The following is a 17,577-nucleotide window of genomic DNA, read 5'->3' as shown; positions in this document are numbered from 1 at the left end:
TAGAAAATGATTTATCATTTTGCTCATCCTTAAGTAAGCTTTAAGTCAAAATTACCCTTCTCAAGAAAATTGCAATCATTTTATCTTTGCATTATATTCTTGCCATTAATTAAAATACAATTTTTACTAAGATATAATTTCCAATGCATTTGCATAAGGAACTTCTGGTTTTTGATCTGGAAAATAGACTTCAAGAGTACTTGAATGCTGTTTGAATTTCAATTTTTGACCAGTACTAACAAGTTTGATTTCCTTTATTGTAGCGGTATGGTAAGGCGATTGTTTTCCTAAACTTTTAATAATGGCAGTGCCACTTTCTGGCCAGGCCATCACCGTTGCATAAAGTATCTTATCTTTTTGTGCAAAACGAATATCTTCTGAAGTATAAGGCTTTCCTTTTCCTTCGTTAAACCCCTGAGCAGTCAATGCCCCTGCACTCTCTTGCTGCGGGCCCTCTCCAAAAATTTTCCATGGTCGGGTACCATAAATACTTTTACTATTTAGTTTCATCCAAACCCCAACTTCATTAACAATTTGTCGTTCTAATTCGTCAATACTTCCATCTCCTCTTACAGGAATGTTCAACATTAGATTCCCGTTCTTGCTTACCACATCAATTAATGTATGAATAACAGTTTTAGCCGTTTTATAACGTTTATCATTATAAACATCTCGATTATAATGCCATTCGCCAATGCAAGTATCCGTTTGCCATGGTAAGGGTTCTATGCTGTTACTTTGTCCTTTTTCAATATCCCAAACCATAGCTTTGCGCTGTTGTTTGTCCAAAATTTTACCCGTTACAACCGTTTGAACTGTTTTATTCTTTTCAAGGCTTTTATTGTATAAATGTGCCGCAATACGTAAACCTGCATCACTGATTGGCCAAAGAGGGAGCGCTGTATCATCAAAATAAACCAAATCAGGATTGTATTTGTCTATTAAATCAATAGTTCTGTCGTGAAATTTTTCACAATAATCAGCTGTTGGTATTGAAGCCCCATCACCCCAGTCCCATTGACTATGTACTGATGAATTGCCTGACTCTTTCTCACTCAGGGGATGATTTTGCGCATACAATTCTTGCGGATCTAAACCTTCCCACCAAGTCCCTGCCCCATCTGCTTTTGTTAAAACACCATCATAAGGAACTCCTGCTAAGGTGCCTTTTTTATCAGCGCCCTTAGAAGTATCAAACCAATTCCAGGCATGGGCGGCGTGAACACTAACGGCAAAAGGAAGTCCTGCTTTGCGGGTTGCTTTTTCCCAACCAGCTATAATATCTTTTTTAGGCCCCATTTTGGTGGAATTCCAATTGGGCTGATATTTACTATTGTAAAGATCTAAATTGTCATGATGATTGGCCATTGCCATAAAATATTTGGCTCCGGAATCTTTGTATAAATTTACCAGTTCGTCGGGATCCCACTTATCAGCTTTCCAAACATTAATTACATCTTTAAAACCAAACTTAGAGGGATGTCCATATTTTTTCAAGTGTATCTTATACTGCCAGGAATCTTCCTGATACATCCCACGAGCATACCAATCTCCAGCTTCTGGTTCGCATTGAGGGCCCCAATGTGCCCACATTCCAAATTTAGCATCACGAAACCAATCTGGAACCTGGTATTTGCTTAAAGAATCCCAAGTAGGCTCAAAAACACCTTTGAAAGCGGGAGCGCTAAGGATATAGGAATGTCCCAATAAAGGAGATAAGTAAAGTCCTGTCAGGGCTGACATCCCTAATTTTAAAGCATCTCTTCTTTTCATAATTTGAATACTAATTTATACATTTCCGATTTTTATCAGTTTATTTAAGTCCCTATTTATATTAAATAGAGCCTCCAAGCTTTTTTATTACAGCTATTTTATATCAGGATTTGATTATAAGTTTTTAATGGTCTATTTTTAATAGCTAAATACAAATGTAAAATATACACATTTTAAATTAATTATTCAAAAACGATCTTTTATTATTCAAAAACGATCTTTTTATCCTAATTTTAAAGTACTATGTCAAAAAGCATTTTTAAATACTCCTTTACCTTATTAAACATTGATTATGTAAAACTTAACAAAAAGTGGAATTTTAATAATGTAATTAGCCCTTACTACCGACTTTACTACATTGATGAAGGAATGGGATCGATCTCTCATAGTTCCGATAAGTTAATTTTAGAACCTGGTTACTTGTATCTTATTCCAAGTTTTACCATTTGCAATTTGAATTGTGAGGACTATTTGAGTCAATATTTCATTCAGTTTTTTGAGGAATCTCCCGATGGAATTTCTTTGTTTAATCACAATAGGAATGTAATGAAATTGCCCGCGACCCAAACTGATATTGTCCTTATCAAACAAATGCTGCGAGAAAATCCCAGAAGAGGAATTAACAGATCTGACAATCCAAAGGTGTATGAAAAAGAAGTTCATTACAAAGAATACCAATCCCTTAACAATCAACTCAAACCGCACCTCATCTTTGAAAATCAAGGGATACTTCTTTTATTGATTTCCAGATTTCTGAATACTGAAAAATTCAATCAAAACACGCCTCAAAACACGCCTTCAAAAATTTTGGATACCATGAGTTATATCCAACTTCATTTAGGTGAGAATTTAACTGTGGTAGATTTAGCCAAAAGAGTAAATCAAAACAAGGATTATTTTTCGAAACAATTTCTGCTTCATAACGGACAGAGGCCTTTAAATTATATTCACGAAAAAAAAATAGAAAGGGCGCAATATCTCATTGCCACAACAAATAAGAGCCTTCTTGAAATAGCCTTAGATACCGGTTTCTCGAACTTACCTCACTTTTCAAAAATATTCAGGCGAATAGTGAGTATTACCCCTGGAAAATACCGCCAAGAGAACAATAAAATTTCCATGTAATCCTATTCGGATTTACAAAACAATTCTTGAACATTTCGAAACCGCTAAAAAAAAGCTGTTTCTTTTTTTAATTCTTTACCGTAAATTGAAAAATTCCCGACTCCAAGCCAAATATTAATTTATCGTCTTTTTGTCCCAAATAAGTCACTCCTTTGGCCTTTTTAATTTTATTGCCTGATTCTGTTACCTTTTCAATGTTTTTTCCTTTTAAAAATAAGGTTGCCGAAGTATTGGCAGGAACTTCAAAGGTATATACTGTTTGATGAGCGTCTGTTTTCCATTCACTATAAATTTTACCATACATCGAATTGTAATATCCTTTTGCATAAGTCATTGCTCCATCAGGATCTGCAACTGGCTGAAGAATAAACTTTTTAAACCCCGGTTCATCTCGTTCAATTCCCAAAGAGTAATTAATCATCCAGGCACCCACGGCTCCAAAAGAATAATGATTGAAGGAATTCATATTATTATTACCGCCAAATCCATTCTCAAGGGTATAAGAGTTAAGTCTCTCCCATATAGTTGTTGCACCATTCTCAACAGAATACAGCCAGGAAGGATAACTCTTTTGTTGTAAAAGGCGATATGCCTGCTGGTCTTTTCCGTATAATGACAAAGCATTACTTATAGAAGCAGTGCCAATAAAACCAGTCATCAATGAATATTCAGGTCGTAAAACCCCAAGATCATCTTCATTTTTTCTTTCCACTGTTGCTACCAGGTTATCCAGAGCCATCTGCTGATACTGTTTTTCAAATACACCAAAAGCCAAAGGAATAGCATAAGAAGCCTGTGAGTCACTGTAGGCTCCTTTTTTCATTTTCTTATTCTCAGGAATTGCCGGCCAGTCACTGTAACTATCAGCTCCGTTATGGATTGTTTTGGCATTCTGTGGATCGATATGAATTTCATTAAACAGTTTTTTATGATTTTGGTATTGAGAACTATAAAAGTTTTCGTCCTCTTTCTCATTAAGTATTTTGGCCACTTTAGACATAATTTCCAAATCATAAATATAATAGGCATCCCAAATGAGACTATAATCCGTTTTACTATTCTCGGGGCTAAGCCAGTCTCCTAGCGGGCCTTCAATTATTGCTCCTGTATTGGGATCTTTTCTGGTACTGAGAAAACTCATGTATTTTTTCATGGCCGGATAATGCTCTGAAAGCATTGCTATATCACCATACTGCTGATAAGATTCCCAAGGGACAGTAATTCCGGCACTTCCCCACAGAATACCTCCAAAGGCACCCACCACAGGAGCTGTGTCGGTAAAACGGCCTTCGTGCTGAAGATCGCGCATGGCAAGCATATGACGTTTAAAAAATGGAGCCGCATTGGTGAGATAGGTTGCCGTACGTGAAAAAACGTTGATATCCCCACTCCATCCCATACGCTCATTCCTGGCTGGTGTATCAGTTGGAATATATAAAAAATTGCCTCTTGTAGACCAGACAATATTTTGCCACAATTTATTTACTGAAGGATTTGAGCTTTGATAATCAGAAGTTATAGTGTCTACCGAGCTAATCACCAAGCCTTTAATTTTATTTAAAGGAACTGCTTTTTTGATTCCTGTTATTTCTAAAAATCGAAATCCGTGAAAAGTAAAACGAGGATCTAGTACATCCTGGTTTCCTTTACAAATATAAATATCACGAACCATAGCAGCGCGCAAATTCTCCAGCATGATCATTCCCTTATTATCCTTATATTGTTTTAGATCCGGATATTTTAGCTCTGCATATCGTACTGATATTGTATCTCCTTGTGAGGTATTTTCAAATTCAATTCTTGGAACCCCTACCATATTTTGTCCCATATCGTAGACAAAAACACCTGGTCTTACTTCTTCTACACTCAGAGGAGTTAAAGACTTTACAACTGATGCGCTAACACCAGGCATACCCATAATTTTCATTTGGCTAAAATCCAGATTATTATCTCCATTCTCATTATAAGTAGTCCCTTTTAATAAAACCGTTTCTGCCTGAGTCCATTTTGAATCATCAAAACCTTTTTTCGACCAGTTCAAAACAGCCGCTTCTTTATTGGCATCATAAACTTCACCCTGAAAAAAACTGCCGTATCTCACCGGGCCGTCATTGTAATATCTCCATTGCTTCGGATCACTTGTAATGACTTGCGTGCTATTGTCTTGATAAGTAATAATTAGTTTCGCCAGTAGCGACTGCCTATCACCAAAATAATTCCAATTCTCGCCCCTATAGGTAATATTACCGCTCCACCAGCCTTCACTTAATACTGCTCCTATTGCATTTACCTCTGAGGTTATTTTATCTGTTACATCGTAAGTTTGATAAAGTTGTGTTTTATTATATTGGGTCAGACCCGGACTGAAATATTCATTGCCCATTTTCTCACCATTAAGGTATAGTTCATAAATGCCGCGAGCCGAAACATATAATCTTGCTTTTTTTACCTTTTTGTCTTTTATTTTAAATTCTGTACGAAGCATTCCGCTGGCATTTTTAGAAGGATCCGCTACTAATAACACATCCCCGCCTAAAGCATTTACAGCATATTTATTATCCTTAACTTTTAACTGTCCATTTTTTGAATCTATAAAACAATGAAATATACCTTTGTAATTCTCAGATAAATTCTCAGCAAAAACACTATTTGAGGGTGATCTAAAATTCATGACCTCTACATTAGAAAAAAAAGCTTTTTGACCTTTCTCTAAAGCAAAACCAATATCTCCTACAACAGGAAAAGCTATATAGTCAGCTCCCCATCCCATCGGGTTTATATTTACTTCCTGCCCCACCTTATGCGCCTGATCGGTACCATCGAGATAAAAATTAAGTACTCCAAATACTGATGTTAAAACAATTTCATGGCTGGCATATTTATTTTTCTCATTAATGATTCCTGATGGCACTTCAATAGAAATTATTGGCTTCCAATTAGAATCTTCTCTGGTATAGCCAATACGATATACATTTAATGTAGCTCCTGAGTTTATTTTTGGATTTACATTTGAAATATCCAGCTCTACTTTGATATAGCTTTGATCCTTTTTATTTGCTATGTTTTGCAAATTGAAATTTTCATACATCAAACGCTTGTCATTGGCTCCAAATACAAAACCAGCCTTAAGAGATTTAGATTTTTGATCCAACTCAACATTGTATTTCAATTTAAAAACTGACAAATATTGAGAGTAGAATACTAAATCATCTGCCGAACCCCCAATCCATTGCGCATCGCGCCAGGCACCGCTTTTTTGATCAGAATCCATTAACCCTGTTTCAAACCAGGATTCATTGCTCAGTACTTTATTATTTTGGTTCCATACCTTTAACTTCCATTTATAACGCGCTGCCGGCTGAAGTTTTTTGCCCTTATAAAAGATACTTAAAGAAGTACTGTTATCTACCTTGCCTGAATCCCAAAAGACAACATCACTTTGGTCACTGACAATAATTTGATAGGCCTTTTGATAAAGGCCCCGAGTGTTTGCACTGCTTTTCATCTCCCAACTGAATGATGGTTTTTCTGAATCGATACCCAGGGGAGTTTGCTGATAATCTGTTTTTAAATTTCCAATACTTACTTGTCCGTAATTTGTAAAGATTCCAAAAAACAGAAAAACCAAAATGAATCTTATTTTGTTGATAGAATTTATTTGCATGTCATTAAAAAAATAAGTGTAGAATATACAAATATAATTTAATCATAAAAAAATCTGCTATTATTTTTCATTAATTCAAACACTCCCAATACCCGCACATTCGCTAGAGTGTCATTACATAAACAATAATACCTGACATTTTGAGTTTTCAATGCTATGATAATTTCATAGCAATAGCATTAAACATTACAACTAATTTTTGGTTATCAAATAGGAATATGAAAAAGTTTGAAATAAAAAAAACACAGCAAGAAAAATGGATCGTTTCACATAATGAAGTTCCAAAATTCACCTGTCTTTTTGAAGATAAAAAGTTTAATTACAGCAGAATAATCAAAGGACTTTCAGATCCAACAGGCGATCCGGCTGAAATTCAGGTATTACAAAAAATGGAAAAATGGCTAAAGCAATACCATAAAGACAAAATAAATGGATAGTAATTGTCATTTTAAATAAGCCGTTTTTTTATTCTAAAGCTGAACAAAAGAGCATTACAATACTTTTTTTTGATTCTTAATATTTAAAGAAAACAGCAAAATTACAGTCTGTTTTTATTGGTCATTTTTGCTTCTTGCTATAAAATTTCCTGTTATAAACTTACTGTATATACTATCTTTCATACTGCGGGACATAGGGAGAACATGTGATCCTACTTCAAGACGGCTACCTTCTACAGCTTGGATATGTTCAACATTTACAATGTAACATCTATGTATCTGAATAAACTTTTCTGACGGAAGACTCTCTGAGATCATTTTAAGTGTGCAGTAAACCATTTCTTTAGAAACAACTGTATGAACCTGTACATAATTCTCCATACTTTCTATAAAAAGAATGTCTTTGAGCATCATTTTTTTTGTTTTCTTATTTACTTTTATAAAAATATAATCAGCCCTATTGTTTTTTTCTTCTTTTTCTATTGCAGCGTGCAGTTTATTGACCGATTTTAGAAAACGCTGATAAGAAACTGGTTTTAGCAGATAATCAAATACATTGAGTTCATATCCTTTTAAGGCATATTGCTCATAAGCAGATACTATAATGATCTTGGGGAGATTTTCCATAGAGGCCAGAAATTCCATTCCTGTAAGTCCCGGCATTTCAACATCCAGAAAGATAACATCAACAGTATCTTTTTTAAGCAGATTATTGAGTTCAATTGCATTTTCACATTCTCCTGTAAGACAAAGAAAATCTGTTTTCTCTATATATCCTTTAATCCCCTTACGTGCTAGGGGTTCGTCATCTGTAATAATACATTTTATCTCCATACTATTTTATTTGTAAAATGAGTGTGACCTCAAAGAAGTCATTCTCTTTTTTTGTCAATAATTGATGCTTTGCCGGATAAAGCAGTTCTAGTCTGCGTTTGAGATTACTAAGTCCTATACCGCTGTCTTTAATCACTGAAGATACTGGCATATCTGAAACTGAATTTTTCAATATAAAGTGAATTTTGTTTTCTACTATTTTCACGACAAGATCTATCTCATATGATCCTGATACGTATTTGAATGCATTTTCCAATAATGGCTGAAATAGCAATGGCTCTATAGGTTGTTGCTGTAAAATAGCATCTATAGTAAGATTTACAGCTAACTTATCTGTTTTTCTCAATTGCTGAAAGGCAATATAGGAACGTAAATACGCTATTTCTTTGTGAAATGGCACTTCCTGGTTGACATCATAAAGCTGATAACGCAAGAGTCCTGATAAATGCTCAATGCTCTTCTTTGCTTCTTCATTCCAGTCATCTACCTGAAAATAAATAGTATTTAGAGCATTAAAAAGAAAATGCGGATGATATTGGGATTTTAGCAAATCAAGTTCTGCTTGTTTTTTTTCTGCTTTTAATTTTTCTAATGCCAGCATTTTTTTTTGTACATTTTTATCTCTTACACGGTTATGTATAAATGTATAAAAAATGAGCAATAACGGTATATAGACCACATTAATGAGCATATAATCGATCCAACCTGCCCCCATAAATAAAAAACCAGCGCTCTGTCCTGTAATGAGTATGAGGTTTAGGGAAATGAGAAGCTGTGCAAGAACCAATATATAGTCCCTTCCCATTTTACTAAATTCTACTGTCCTGCAAAGTTGGCCATGCCATACAACATTGCTTACATAACATAGCAGTATAGAAAGTAGTAAGGCAACCAAATGAAGCTTAATATCCCCTTCCCAAAAAATACCATGGTGTGTAAGATCTGTAATTGCCCTAAGTACATTATACATTAGAATTCCCCAAAGTGCGGGGTAGATCCATTCAATTGTTATTTTTTTATTGCTAATCATTTTCACGGGTTCTAATTTACAAATTGATACGTTTACTTTCTTCTGTATTTTCTGTTTTTCTTATCGCCTTTGAAGGATTCTGTGAATTAAACTTCCACGAAAGTGTTATTCCTGCCATACGGGTGTCACGGCGTTCCTGGTAAGCTCCGGCGATCACACTATTACGTAAAGTAATATTCTGAAGGTTAGTCAAAAAAACATCATTGATGTATAAATACAGGCCTAGCTTGTTTTCAAAAAAACTTTTTCTTGCCCCTACAGATACAGAACCAAGTGAACCAATCCTGGCCTGGCCTTCTGCCATTGTACCACTATAATACCCTGTAGCTTCAAGAGCCCAATCATGTGGCAGAATAAATTGATTATTAATCTGAATTGTTGGCGACAATAGGTTGTTACTGTAGAAACTGCCCGCTTCAAGCCAATAAAACTCCTTATAACTCATAGAGCCATTAAGGTGCAATGTCCACCAGTTTATTGGTTTGATACTATTAAGACTTACTCTAAGACCCAAAGCATAACTGTCTTTAAGATTAAGAGGCATTACAATAGTAGCGTCACTATCTGGCTCAGTGAGATAACTTTTGGTAATAGGATTTTTTCGAATAGTATAAAACATACTAAACATATACTTCGATTTTACAAGCCATGAGGCTTCCAGATTATGAACCAGTTCAGCATTAAGCGAAGTGTTTCCTCTTTCTTGTAAATAACGATCATTCACTTCTGTAAAAGGATTAAGGTCCCTGTAATTAGGACGTACAATGCGCCTGCCATACTGAAGAGAAACCCTATGTCCTTGCTGAAAACTATAACTGGCTGAAAAAGTTGGAAACAGTTGGCCATAAGACCCAATCAGTACAGAATCACGACTTGCTAAAGCGTAACGTGCTTCTGTATCTGTTAATTCTAAACGTATTCCCATTTCAGTAGAAAAATGCGGTGACCATTTTTGGCCTGACTGCAGGTAAACTCCCAATACGTGTTCTTTATAAAGAAAACTGCTGCTCAATTTTTTATCCTCAAGCCAAACGCCAGACTGCAGCGAATTATATAAAGCAATATTATCAATTCTAACAGAAGAAGATTTAATACCAGACTCAAAGGTAAATTTATCAGACATTTTGTAACCAATACTTGACTGAAGGTTAGCAATCTGTATATTTCCGCCCATTTTTCCCTTTAATACATCTTCTGAGGAAGGATGAGGAAACTTATCCATCATACTTTTTTGATCCAGCTTTTCTTTTTGTTCAAAAGCAAGAATATTAAATTCGTTTTCCCATTTTAGCTTTGTGCTGAATTTATAAAAAAGACCTATCCCTGCTCCTGATTTTCTATGATGAGAATAGTGATCATTTTCGGTACGAAGCGAAAAATCTTTCGAAGACGAACCTTGAAAAAATTCAGATAAAGCGGTTTCATTTTTATTTTTTCTAAACCAATTACTATACACATCGGCACTTATACCTAGTTTTTCCGATAATTCGTAATCCAGCCCTGTCTTAAAGTAATGCGAATTAGAACTAAAAGTACGGTCTGCCCGCATGTCAAGTCTCGCATCATCCGAACTCTTTTTTAAATACTCACGAGATGAATTAATCCATATAAAATCTTGCCCGCTGTAAAACGAATAATTGGTATATAATGTGTATTTATCTTTTTGAATCTGAAAAGATAAGTTTTGATTCTCTCTAAAACGTCTTCCGGCTTCTACATTTGATAAAACGTTAAGATGCATTCCTTCTGCTGATTTTCGCTTTCTCTTAATATTTATAAATCCTCCTGTACCTGCTGCATCATACTCAGAAGAAGCATGAGACACCATTTCAATTTTATCAACAGCGCTGCTTGGCATAGAACGAAGCAGGTTCACTAAGTTTTCTCCCGTAAGATGTGTTAACTTACCATCTATCATCACATTTGCGCCAGGCTGTCCGTTTAGTAAAACAGTTCCATCATTCATGATTAATATCCCGGGAATTTTTCCAATCGTATTTAAAACCGATCCATCTGACCCTAGTGATAAAGCAGCAAGATCAACTGTAGTTTTTCCAGGCTCTATTTTAAATGCCGCGCGTTTGGCTGTAACCGAAACTGCCTCCATTTCGATACTTTCCATCTCCATGATAACATCATCCAACTGTACGTTTTCTGAATCAACTCTTATACTAACTTCTTTTTTATGATAACCAACCGATGAAAAAAATATCCGATAGCTGCCTGCAGATATGTTTTTAATTGTATAATTCCCAACCGAATCACTTACAGTACTTGCTACATAAGCTGAATCCTGTTTCAACACTGCAAGGTTCACTCCACTTAAGGATTTAAAACTATCGATTACTTTTCCCGAAATTTTTATTTGAGCCTGCAGCCCTGCCGATAAGATGAATATCAATAGATATAAACCTGCTTTTTTTACCTTCATTTTGTTTGATTATTACATTAATGAAGGCAAAACTATCCGTGTATTAGATAGTAAGAAAACTTTCTTGACCTATGGGCAAAAGTCCTTGACCAATTGTATATCGTTTCAAAATTGCTTCTAAAAAGATCCCATTTTTATACTAATAATGGTCGATTCCTGAACCGGAAATACTATGTAACTTACTTTGGGCAAAACAAAATTGGTATGTACTCGCTGATTTATAATCTTACAAGTATCTTTTTACGATGTTTATTTTTCGCAGGCAAATGCCGGTAATCCAACTGGCTGCTAAAGAAAATAAAAATACTACACAGAATTTCCACAATGCATGTATTTCATATTTCATTAAAAAAAACTGTCCCCACAGCACAAAAAAGTAATGAAGAAGATATATCAGGTAGGCATTTTGGGCTAGTGAATTCCATAATCTGTCACTATGCTTTACAATAGTTTTAAACAAACCGATAAAAGCCATACAAGAGGCCGTACATGTACCAACATATAAGGTATAGTAAATCATCCATGCTACAAATTCAGGCATAAGGCCATTATCTACAAACTGGCCCAAAATGTCGGTCCTGTTATGGTAAGTTACTGCACTATAAAAAACCAAGGATACAATAAGCCAATATTTCCATTGAATAACAAAACGCGAATTGGATGAAAAAATATGATTATCAAAATCGCTGTTACCTACAATAGCACCCAATACGAAATACCCAAAATAGACCAGTAATCTACTCAGTTGAAAATCAAGCGGCCCAAAAGAAACCCATTTTCCTGCTCCAATGCAATACGCTATTGGTACATATAAAATAAAAGTAATACAAAATAAAACCGCAAAAACAGCTACAGGACGATTGGTGAAAAATGAAACTTTATCAGAGCATCTATTGAATTTTTCTTTTATAAAAGGATATATAATTCCCAGAATTAAATTAAAGAAAAACAGTACTCCTATAAACCAAGGCGGACCGGGAGGCCAATTTTCTATGGTAAAAAAGTCTATTACATAATCTGAAATATTGGCACTTTGATGTGCCAGGTAATAAGCTGGGAAATAAGAAAAAAGCATTAAGAGTGTACCTAAAAAAACAAACGGAATAAAGAGCCTTTTAATTCTGTCTAGTACAAAATACATGGCTCCTTTTTTCTCTATACTTTTCACAAGAAAAAGCCCACCGATAAAAAACATGAGAAACATAAAGAAAATATCATTATAATTTTCGAATATATCCATCCCAATCCATCTTTTATGATCTACAATCGGGGCGGTAGAATTAATATAAGCACTACTGTCAAACCATGCAAAAGTGGTATAGGCTAACGAGGTATGATGAGCAACCACCAGTACGGTAATGAATGATTTTAGATAATCCAGCCAGAGTGTTCTGGAATTTTGCCGTTTTAATGTCATAATAGTAAATAAGTAATGTTTCATAATCATAGACGCATATTGTAATTAAAACGTTGCATCCTAACTGAAAAAAAAAAAAAAAAAAAAAATGACTGCTCCAACCTCACCCACTAATCTCTTTACTGATCTCAGGCTGCTAACAAGTCAATTAATTGATTGTTTTACCACTTAAAACTCTAAGAACAAACCAACAATGATGAGTTTTCTACTTTACTACCAGTAAAAAATTGCAAATAATATCTCATTAAAGAATGCATAAAAAAACAGGGAGATCTTTATTCGTTTGAAATTTAAATATTAATTTATACTTTCGTTTTTTATCAATTTGATCTTATCAACACTCAAAAAATATGTGTATTAAATACTCCCGTATTAAAGCTTTTATAAACATACAAAATGACGATTATTGAAACTGAAAGAACATACATAAATCAGATCAAGCAAATTGATTTAGAAGCGCTATACTCCATTTGCGGCAATGCCGAATTAATGAAATATCTAGGTGATGGCAAACCTTTGTCAAAAGAACAAACACAGAAATGGATCGAAGTTTCAATTTTAAATTACAAACTAAAAGGTTTTGGCATGTATGGAGTATTCTCTAAGGATAATGATACACTTATTGGATACTGCGGTTTGATTTTATCGTCAGATATCAATGATTATGAATTAATTTATACTTTGGACAAGCAATACTGGGGAAAAGGTTTAGCAACAGAAATTGCATATGCTGTAGTCAAATATGGTTTTGAAAAATTAAAACTTAAAACGATTTTTGCATCAATAGATCCTGCTAATAAAGTTTCCGAAAAAATACTTTTGAAAATTGGTTTTTTAGAAAAATTCAGAAGAGAAGATCAGTTCGGTCTTGAAACAATATATTTTAATCTTAACCAAATATAAGCCTGCCCTCATTAACTGCTGAAGGTTTAAAGTGTTCTTTAACAGAAACCGTTATTCTCTTTGCAAAACGTACGCCATCTGATAAAACCAACACCCTGAAAAAAAATAATTATTTACTTTTTTTTTCTTTTAAAGTTATTTTACTGCCGGAACTATTATTTGATATTTTCCGCTAAGATGCATTAGACTAAAAAGGTACATCAGCCCATCGTAGTAAGGGTCAAAATAACCATCCTCATAGGGCTCGAGCTTTGCATTCCAGACCGCATGAACAAAATCCAGACTCTCTTTATCGGGATTAACGAGTGATGCTGTAGCTGCTGTTGCTACTAACCCAATTGAATGTCTTAGTTTCTTGACAGGACCAGCCTGAAGAATAAAATCAGGAGTAGAACCATCCAGATTAAATTGATCCTCATAAGTATCTAATCCCTTAGACCTAAGGAAATTTTGAAATCTCTTAGCATACTCTTCTTGCCATTTTTTATCCTTTGCGTACCAGCTATAATCCATTGCAATATTCATAGGAACACGCCAGGAATCGTAACGAAATCCTCCCGGCATCCAGGGTGTTGGATGCGGTTCGCCATTAAACTCAGTATAATCTGAAGTCAGTCCTGTTATGGGATGACAGGCTTTATGCAGAAAATCACGAGAAACATCTGCACATTCTTTATAAAACTTCTCATGTCCATCTTTGGCATACAATGCCCATATTTCATAAAATGCAGCAACATGATACGACGGATCTGTCCAGTGATATCCACCTCCCTCAGGCACAAAAGATATCTGCTTATGTTCGGTATTTATAATATTATGTATATTGGCAGTACCATCTTTTTTCCACATAGCATCTAGTATTCTTCTGGCCTCTTTGTAATAGTTGATTCCGGTATCATTGCCCCACTTATTAGACGCAAAAAGCAGACTGGTTATATAATACAATTCTCCGTCTGAAGCAGAACCGGGAGAATTTTGTTTCTTGGTTTGCGGATTCACGCTCCATGCAAAATACCCTTCTCGTGGTCCGTCTTGATGTTGCATATATTTTACAGACCATCGCCAGAGACGATCAAAAACTTCTTTTTTATCGAGTTGAACCGCGACCATCATTCCATAGGACATTCCTTCGGTGCGGGCATCTTTATTCTTTAGATCAGAAACATATCCTAACGAATCGCCTTCTTCAAAATATACTCGATTGGGTCCTTCAAAAATATCATAATAGGCCTGGGATAACTTTTTGTCTATTTCTATTTGGCTGTAACCCGCAGCTGCAAAAAGATTGCGGTATAAAGGTCTTTTAGATTCTGATTTTTCTACTTTCTTTTTATTTTGACCAATAACCAAAACTGGAATAATCAGCATAAAAAAAATTAGTAAAAGTCGGATTTTAACCAGCGATTCGCTTATGAAATTATTTAGAACCATGTTTAATTTTTTTAATTGGTTTAGTTGAAAGCTTTATTAAATTGTTTTACCTCTTTACAAATGCCTAAACATTGTCTTTGGCATCGTAAATAAGTTATTCAGACAAATTAATTCGAATTTGATCAGGTTTACGGAATGAGTTTATTTGATACAAATATATAAAAAACAACTACTAAACAATCGGTTGTTTTTTATATAATATAAAAATTTATTAAAAAAAATCACAATAAAAAGCATTATACTACTTTTAAAAGCCAAAAAATAAAATTAAAATGAATTAGAAAGATAGACTACAAATTTATCTCTATGGCATAACAGGTAGATTCCGCTTAAAAATAGGTAATCTAAAAAAATGCAATTGGTTGCTATACTATACAAGCTCCAGGTTTAAAAAAGGCGCTACTGAAGAATTATTAAATTATTTGACGAACACTTTACTTTCCAAGTCCTTTAAATCATCAAGGTTTTAATTTCTTCCTAATATATCCACACCGGAAAATAACTCATTTATTTTAAAAATATAACTTGTCATGTATTTCAAAAAACAGTAAACAACTATAAATCAACATACAAATACGAAACATAACGCATGTTTTTAAGTTTTTTTTACGGTAATAAACTAAAATAGCAATTTATATAATAGATTTACTAAGACTAATAATGCTTCAAATGAACTATTAAAGGCTTCAAAAATGATAATGCTTTTTAATGATTTCAAACTATTTTTACTTTTCTGATTTTATCAGTATGAAATACAAAATGTAAGGTTTTGTATTTTTGATAATCAATCAGTTAAATATCTTTAAGGTAATACACAGTAGGTAAAAAAGGAACAAAACAATCAGTATACATTATGAGTAATACATCGCAAAAGCTTTCTGTACTAGAAAAAATAGGCTACGGTTTAGGTGATTTTGCAGCAAATTTGATTTTTCAGACCCTGCTGACTTTTTTGGCTTTCTTTTACACAGATGTATATAAAATTCCTGCCGGAACTGCTAGTATAATTATTTTTGTGGGTGGCTTTATTGGTGCTTTTTTTAATATCATTATGGGAATTATTGCTGATCGTACTGAGTCACGCTGGGGAAAATTCAGGCCCTGGATATTATGGACTGCTTTACCTTTCGGAATTGCTTCTGTTCTCTCTTTTTTAACTCCAGATTTTCAGGCTAGCGGAAAGATCATTTATACCTTTCTGACTTACTTTATTTTGGTCATGATTTACTCCGCAAACAACTTGCCTTATGTGGCCTTAAGTGGCGTATTGACAGGTGATATGAAAGAGCGAAACAGCCTTTCGTCCTATCGTTTTGTAGCCGTTATGATAGCCCAATTTATAATTCAGTCCCTTTTATTGCCAATGGTGCTAATTTTGGGACATGGCAATAAAGCGGATGGTTTTAAAAATACGATGATAGTATTTGCTATTATTGGCGTGATTTGCTTACTCATTACTTTTTTCACCACAAAAGAAAGAATTATACCTGCAAAGAACCAGGAGTCTTCTATCCGGCAGGATTTTATAGATTTATCTAAAAACGGACCATGGCTGGTTATTTTACTGGTAACCATTTTGGTATTTATAACCTTGTCGCTAAAAGGGGGAATGTATGTTTTCTATTTTAAATATTATTTGGATCCTGTTGCTCAAACTGATTTTTTGAATGATATTGGTTTTACTTCCCTGATCAACAGACTCAATAGTTCCTTAACAACAATGGGATTTGTAGATTTTCAGTGGCCAAAAGACGTTCCTACTTCTGCATTTAGCCTCTTTAATGCAGGAGGAATTATTTTCATGATCTTTGGAATTGTGTCCTCAAAATCGCTTGCTGATGCCTTTGGTAAAAGAAACATCTACATCATCTTTATTTTCTTATCTGCCATTAGTTTGCTGGTTTTTAATTTCTACAGCAGAACGGCTATCGCAATTGTTTTTATAACCCAGCTGCTACATGGTTTTATTTACGGAATCACGATTCCTCTTTTGTGGGCCATGATTGCCGATGTAGCTGATTACAGTGAATGGAAAAACAATCGAAGAGCAACTGCCACGGTTTTCTCAGCTATGCTTTTCGGATTAAAAATAGGGATAAGTATTGGCGGAGCGTTAGGCGCTGCTTTTCTATCTAAATATGGTTATGTAGCCGAAGAAGTTAATCAAGTACCAGCAGCAGTAGAAGGAATCAAACTTTCTATAAGTATCTATCCCGGCTTTATATTTATTATAAGTGCAGTTCTTTTATGTTTTTATGTCATAGATAAAAAATTAGAAATTCAGATAGAAAAAGATTTAAATGAAAGAAGGGATAATGAGAAAAAAACAGAGGATTAAATTAGAATAAAATTTAATCTTTCAATTAATTTTTAAATTAAAATACAGCATACAACCAACTCTGTAATCCCTTTCTCTGCCAGTGAAAAAAAAATATACTAATTTTTTTTAAACTCAAAAATCACCAATATTATGTATTCTTTTGAAAAACAAATAATTGGTTTTGGATTTAATATTATATATTTAATTTTAAT

General features: G+C 34.2%; 11 protein-coding genes. 4 read left to right on the top strand and 7 right to left on the bottom strand.

Going from position 1 to position 17,577, the window contains the following annotated elements; genetic code table 11:
* Positions 1-126 precede the first annotated feature (126 nt).
* Positions 127-1,773, bottom strand: coding sequence for an alpha-L-fucosidase (locus IRZ78_RS22690; RefSeq protein ID WP_194619232.1), 1,647 nt, complete (start codon positions 1,771-1,773; stop codon positions 127-129).
* A 243-nt stretch (positions 1,774-2,016) separates the two neighbouring features.
* Between IRZ78_RS22690 and IRZ78_RS22685 the strand changes: the two genes are divergently transcribed.
* Positions 2,017-2,898 (top strand): AraC family transcriptional regulator, encoded by an 882-nt coding sequence (locus tag IRZ78_RS22685; RefSeq protein ID WP_194619230.1) that lies wholly within the window; start codon positions 2,017-2,019, stop codon positions 2,896-2,898.
* Positions 2,899-2,965: 67 nt separating this feature from the next.
* Here the strand turns inward: IRZ78_RS22685 and IRZ78_RS22680 are convergent, their stop codons facing one another.
* A complete protein-coding gene (locus IRZ78_RS22680) occupies positions 2,966-6,562 on the bottom strand; it encodes an alpha-L-rhamnosidase (protein ID WP_194619228.1) in 3,597 nt (1,198 codons plus the stop codon).
* A gap of 218 nt (positions 6,563-6,780) precedes the next feature.
* Here IRZ78_RS22680 and IRZ78_RS22675 point away from each other — a divergent pair, with 218 nt between their 5' ends.
* Entirely contained in the window at positions 6,781-6,999 is a 219-nt protein-coding gene (locus tag IRZ78_RS22675) for a hypothetical protein (RefSeq protein WP_194619218.1), read from the top strand.
* A 114-nt stretch (positions 7,000-7,113) separates the two neighbouring features.
* On the opposite strand, the gene IRZ78_RS22670 is transcribed toward IRZ78_RS22675, so the two are convergent.
* From IRZ78_RS22670 to IRZ78_RS22655, 4 genes are all read right to left on the bottom strand, one after another.
* Positions 7,114-7,833, bottom strand: coding sequence for a response regulator (locus tag IRZ78_RS22670; protein ID WP_194619216.1), 720 nt, complete (start codon positions 7,831-7,833; stop codon positions 7,114-7,116).
* A 1-nt stretch (position 7,834) separates the two neighbouring features.
* Positions 7,835-8,863, bottom strand: a complete 1,029-nt coding sequence (locus tag IRZ78_RS22665; RefSeq protein ID WP_194619214.1) for a histidine kinase — start codon at positions 8,861-8,863, stop codon at positions 7,835-7,837.
* 16 nt (positions 8,864-8,879) lie between these two features.
* Positions 8,880-11,294, bottom strand: a complete 2,415-nt coding sequence (locus tag IRZ78_RS22660) for an outer membrane beta-barrel family protein (RefSeq protein ID WP_194619212.1) — start codon at positions 11,292-11,294, stop codon at positions 8,880-8,882.
* A gap of 226 nt (positions 11,295-11,520) precedes the next feature.
* A complete protein-coding gene (locus IRZ78_RS22655; protein WP_194619210.1) occupies positions 11,521-12,711 on the bottom strand; it encodes an acyltransferase in 1,191 nt (396 codons plus the stop codon).
* Between the two features lie 396 nt (positions 12,712-13,107).
* On the opposite strand from IRZ78_RS22655, the gene IRZ78_RS22650 reads away from it, so the two are divergent.
* Complete coding sequence (locus IRZ78_RS22650) at positions 13,108-13,614, top strand: GNAT family N-acetyltransferase (RefSeq protein WP_194619208.1); 507 nt, start codon at positions 13,108-13,110, stop codon at positions 13,612-13,614.
* A 135-nt stretch (positions 13,615-13,749) separates the two neighbouring features.
* Here IRZ78_RS22650 and IRZ78_RS22645 read toward each other — a convergent pair whose 3' ends face one another.
* Positions 13,750-14,982: a glycosyl hydrolase family 8 gene (locus IRZ78_RS22645; RefSeq protein ID WP_194619206.1), complete on the bottom strand. Its 1,233-nt coding sequence runs from the start codon at positions 14,980-14,982 to the stop codon at positions 13,750-13,752.
* A gap of 916 nt (positions 14,983-15,898) precedes the next feature.
* On the opposite strand from IRZ78_RS22645, the gene IRZ78_RS22640 reads away from it, so the two are divergent.
* A complete protein-coding gene (locus IRZ78_RS22640) occupies positions 15,899-17,383 on the top strand; it encodes an MFS transporter (RefSeq protein WP_194619204.1) in 1,485 nt (494 codons plus the stop codon).
* The last annotated feature ends 194 nt before the right edge of the window (positions 17,384-17,577 follow it).

Source organism: Flavobacterium sp. CSZ (assembly GCF_015350725.1).
Taxonomy (GTDB): Bacteria; Bacteroidota; Bacteroidia; order Flavobacteriales; family Flavobacteriaceae; genus Flavobacterium.
This window is presented reverse-complemented; position numbering and strand designations above follow the sequence as displayed.

What these genes read in the sequence shown, in the direction of transcription:
- IRZ78_RS22685 (WP_194619230.1), top strand. Translation starts at nt 2,017, where the DNA reads ATGTCAAAAAGCATTTTTAAATACTCCTTTACCTTATTAAACATTGAT.
- IRZ78_RS22670 (WP_194619216.1), bottom strand. Translation starts at nt 7,833, where the DNA reads ATGGAGATAAAATGTATTATTACAGATGACGAACCCCTAGCACGTAAG.
- IRZ78_RS22650 (WP_194619208.1), top strand. Translation starts at nt 13,108, where the DNA reads ATGACGATTATTGAAACTGAAAGAACATACATAAATCAGATCAAGCAA.
- IRZ78_RS22675 (WP_194619218.1), top strand. Translation starts at nt 6,781, where the DNA reads ATGAAAAAGTTTGAAATAAAAAAAACACAGCAAGAAAAATGGATCGTT.
- IRZ78_RS22680 (WP_194619228.1), bottom strand. Translation starts at nt 6,562, where the DNA reads ATGCAAATAAATTCTATCAACAAAATAAGATTCATTTTGGTTTTTCTG.
- IRZ78_RS22665 (WP_194619214.1), bottom strand. Translation starts at nt 8,863, where the DNA reads ATGATTAGCAATAAAAAAATAACAATTGAATGGATCTACCCCGCACTT.
- IRZ78_RS22640 (WP_194619204.1), top strand. Translation starts at nt 15,899, where the DNA reads ATGAGTAATACATCGCAAAAGCTTTCTGTACTAGAAAAAATAGGCTAC.
- IRZ78_RS22655 (WP_194619210.1), bottom strand. Translation starts at nt 12,711, where the DNA reads ATGACATTAAAACGGCAAAATTCCAGAACACTCTGGCTGGATTATCTA.
- IRZ78_RS22645 (WP_194619206.1), bottom strand. Translation starts at nt 14,982, where the DNA reads ATGCTGATTATTCCAGTTTTGGTTATTGGTCAAAATAAAAAGAAAGTA.
- IRZ78_RS22660 (WP_194619212.1), bottom strand. Translation starts at nt 11,294, where the DNA reads ATGAAGGTAAAAAAAGCAGGTTTATATCTATTGATATTCATCTTATCG.
- IRZ78_RS22690 (WP_194619232.1), bottom strand. Translation starts at nt 1,773, where the DNA reads ATGAAAAGAAGAGATGCTTTAAAATTAGGGATGTCAGCCCTGACAGGA.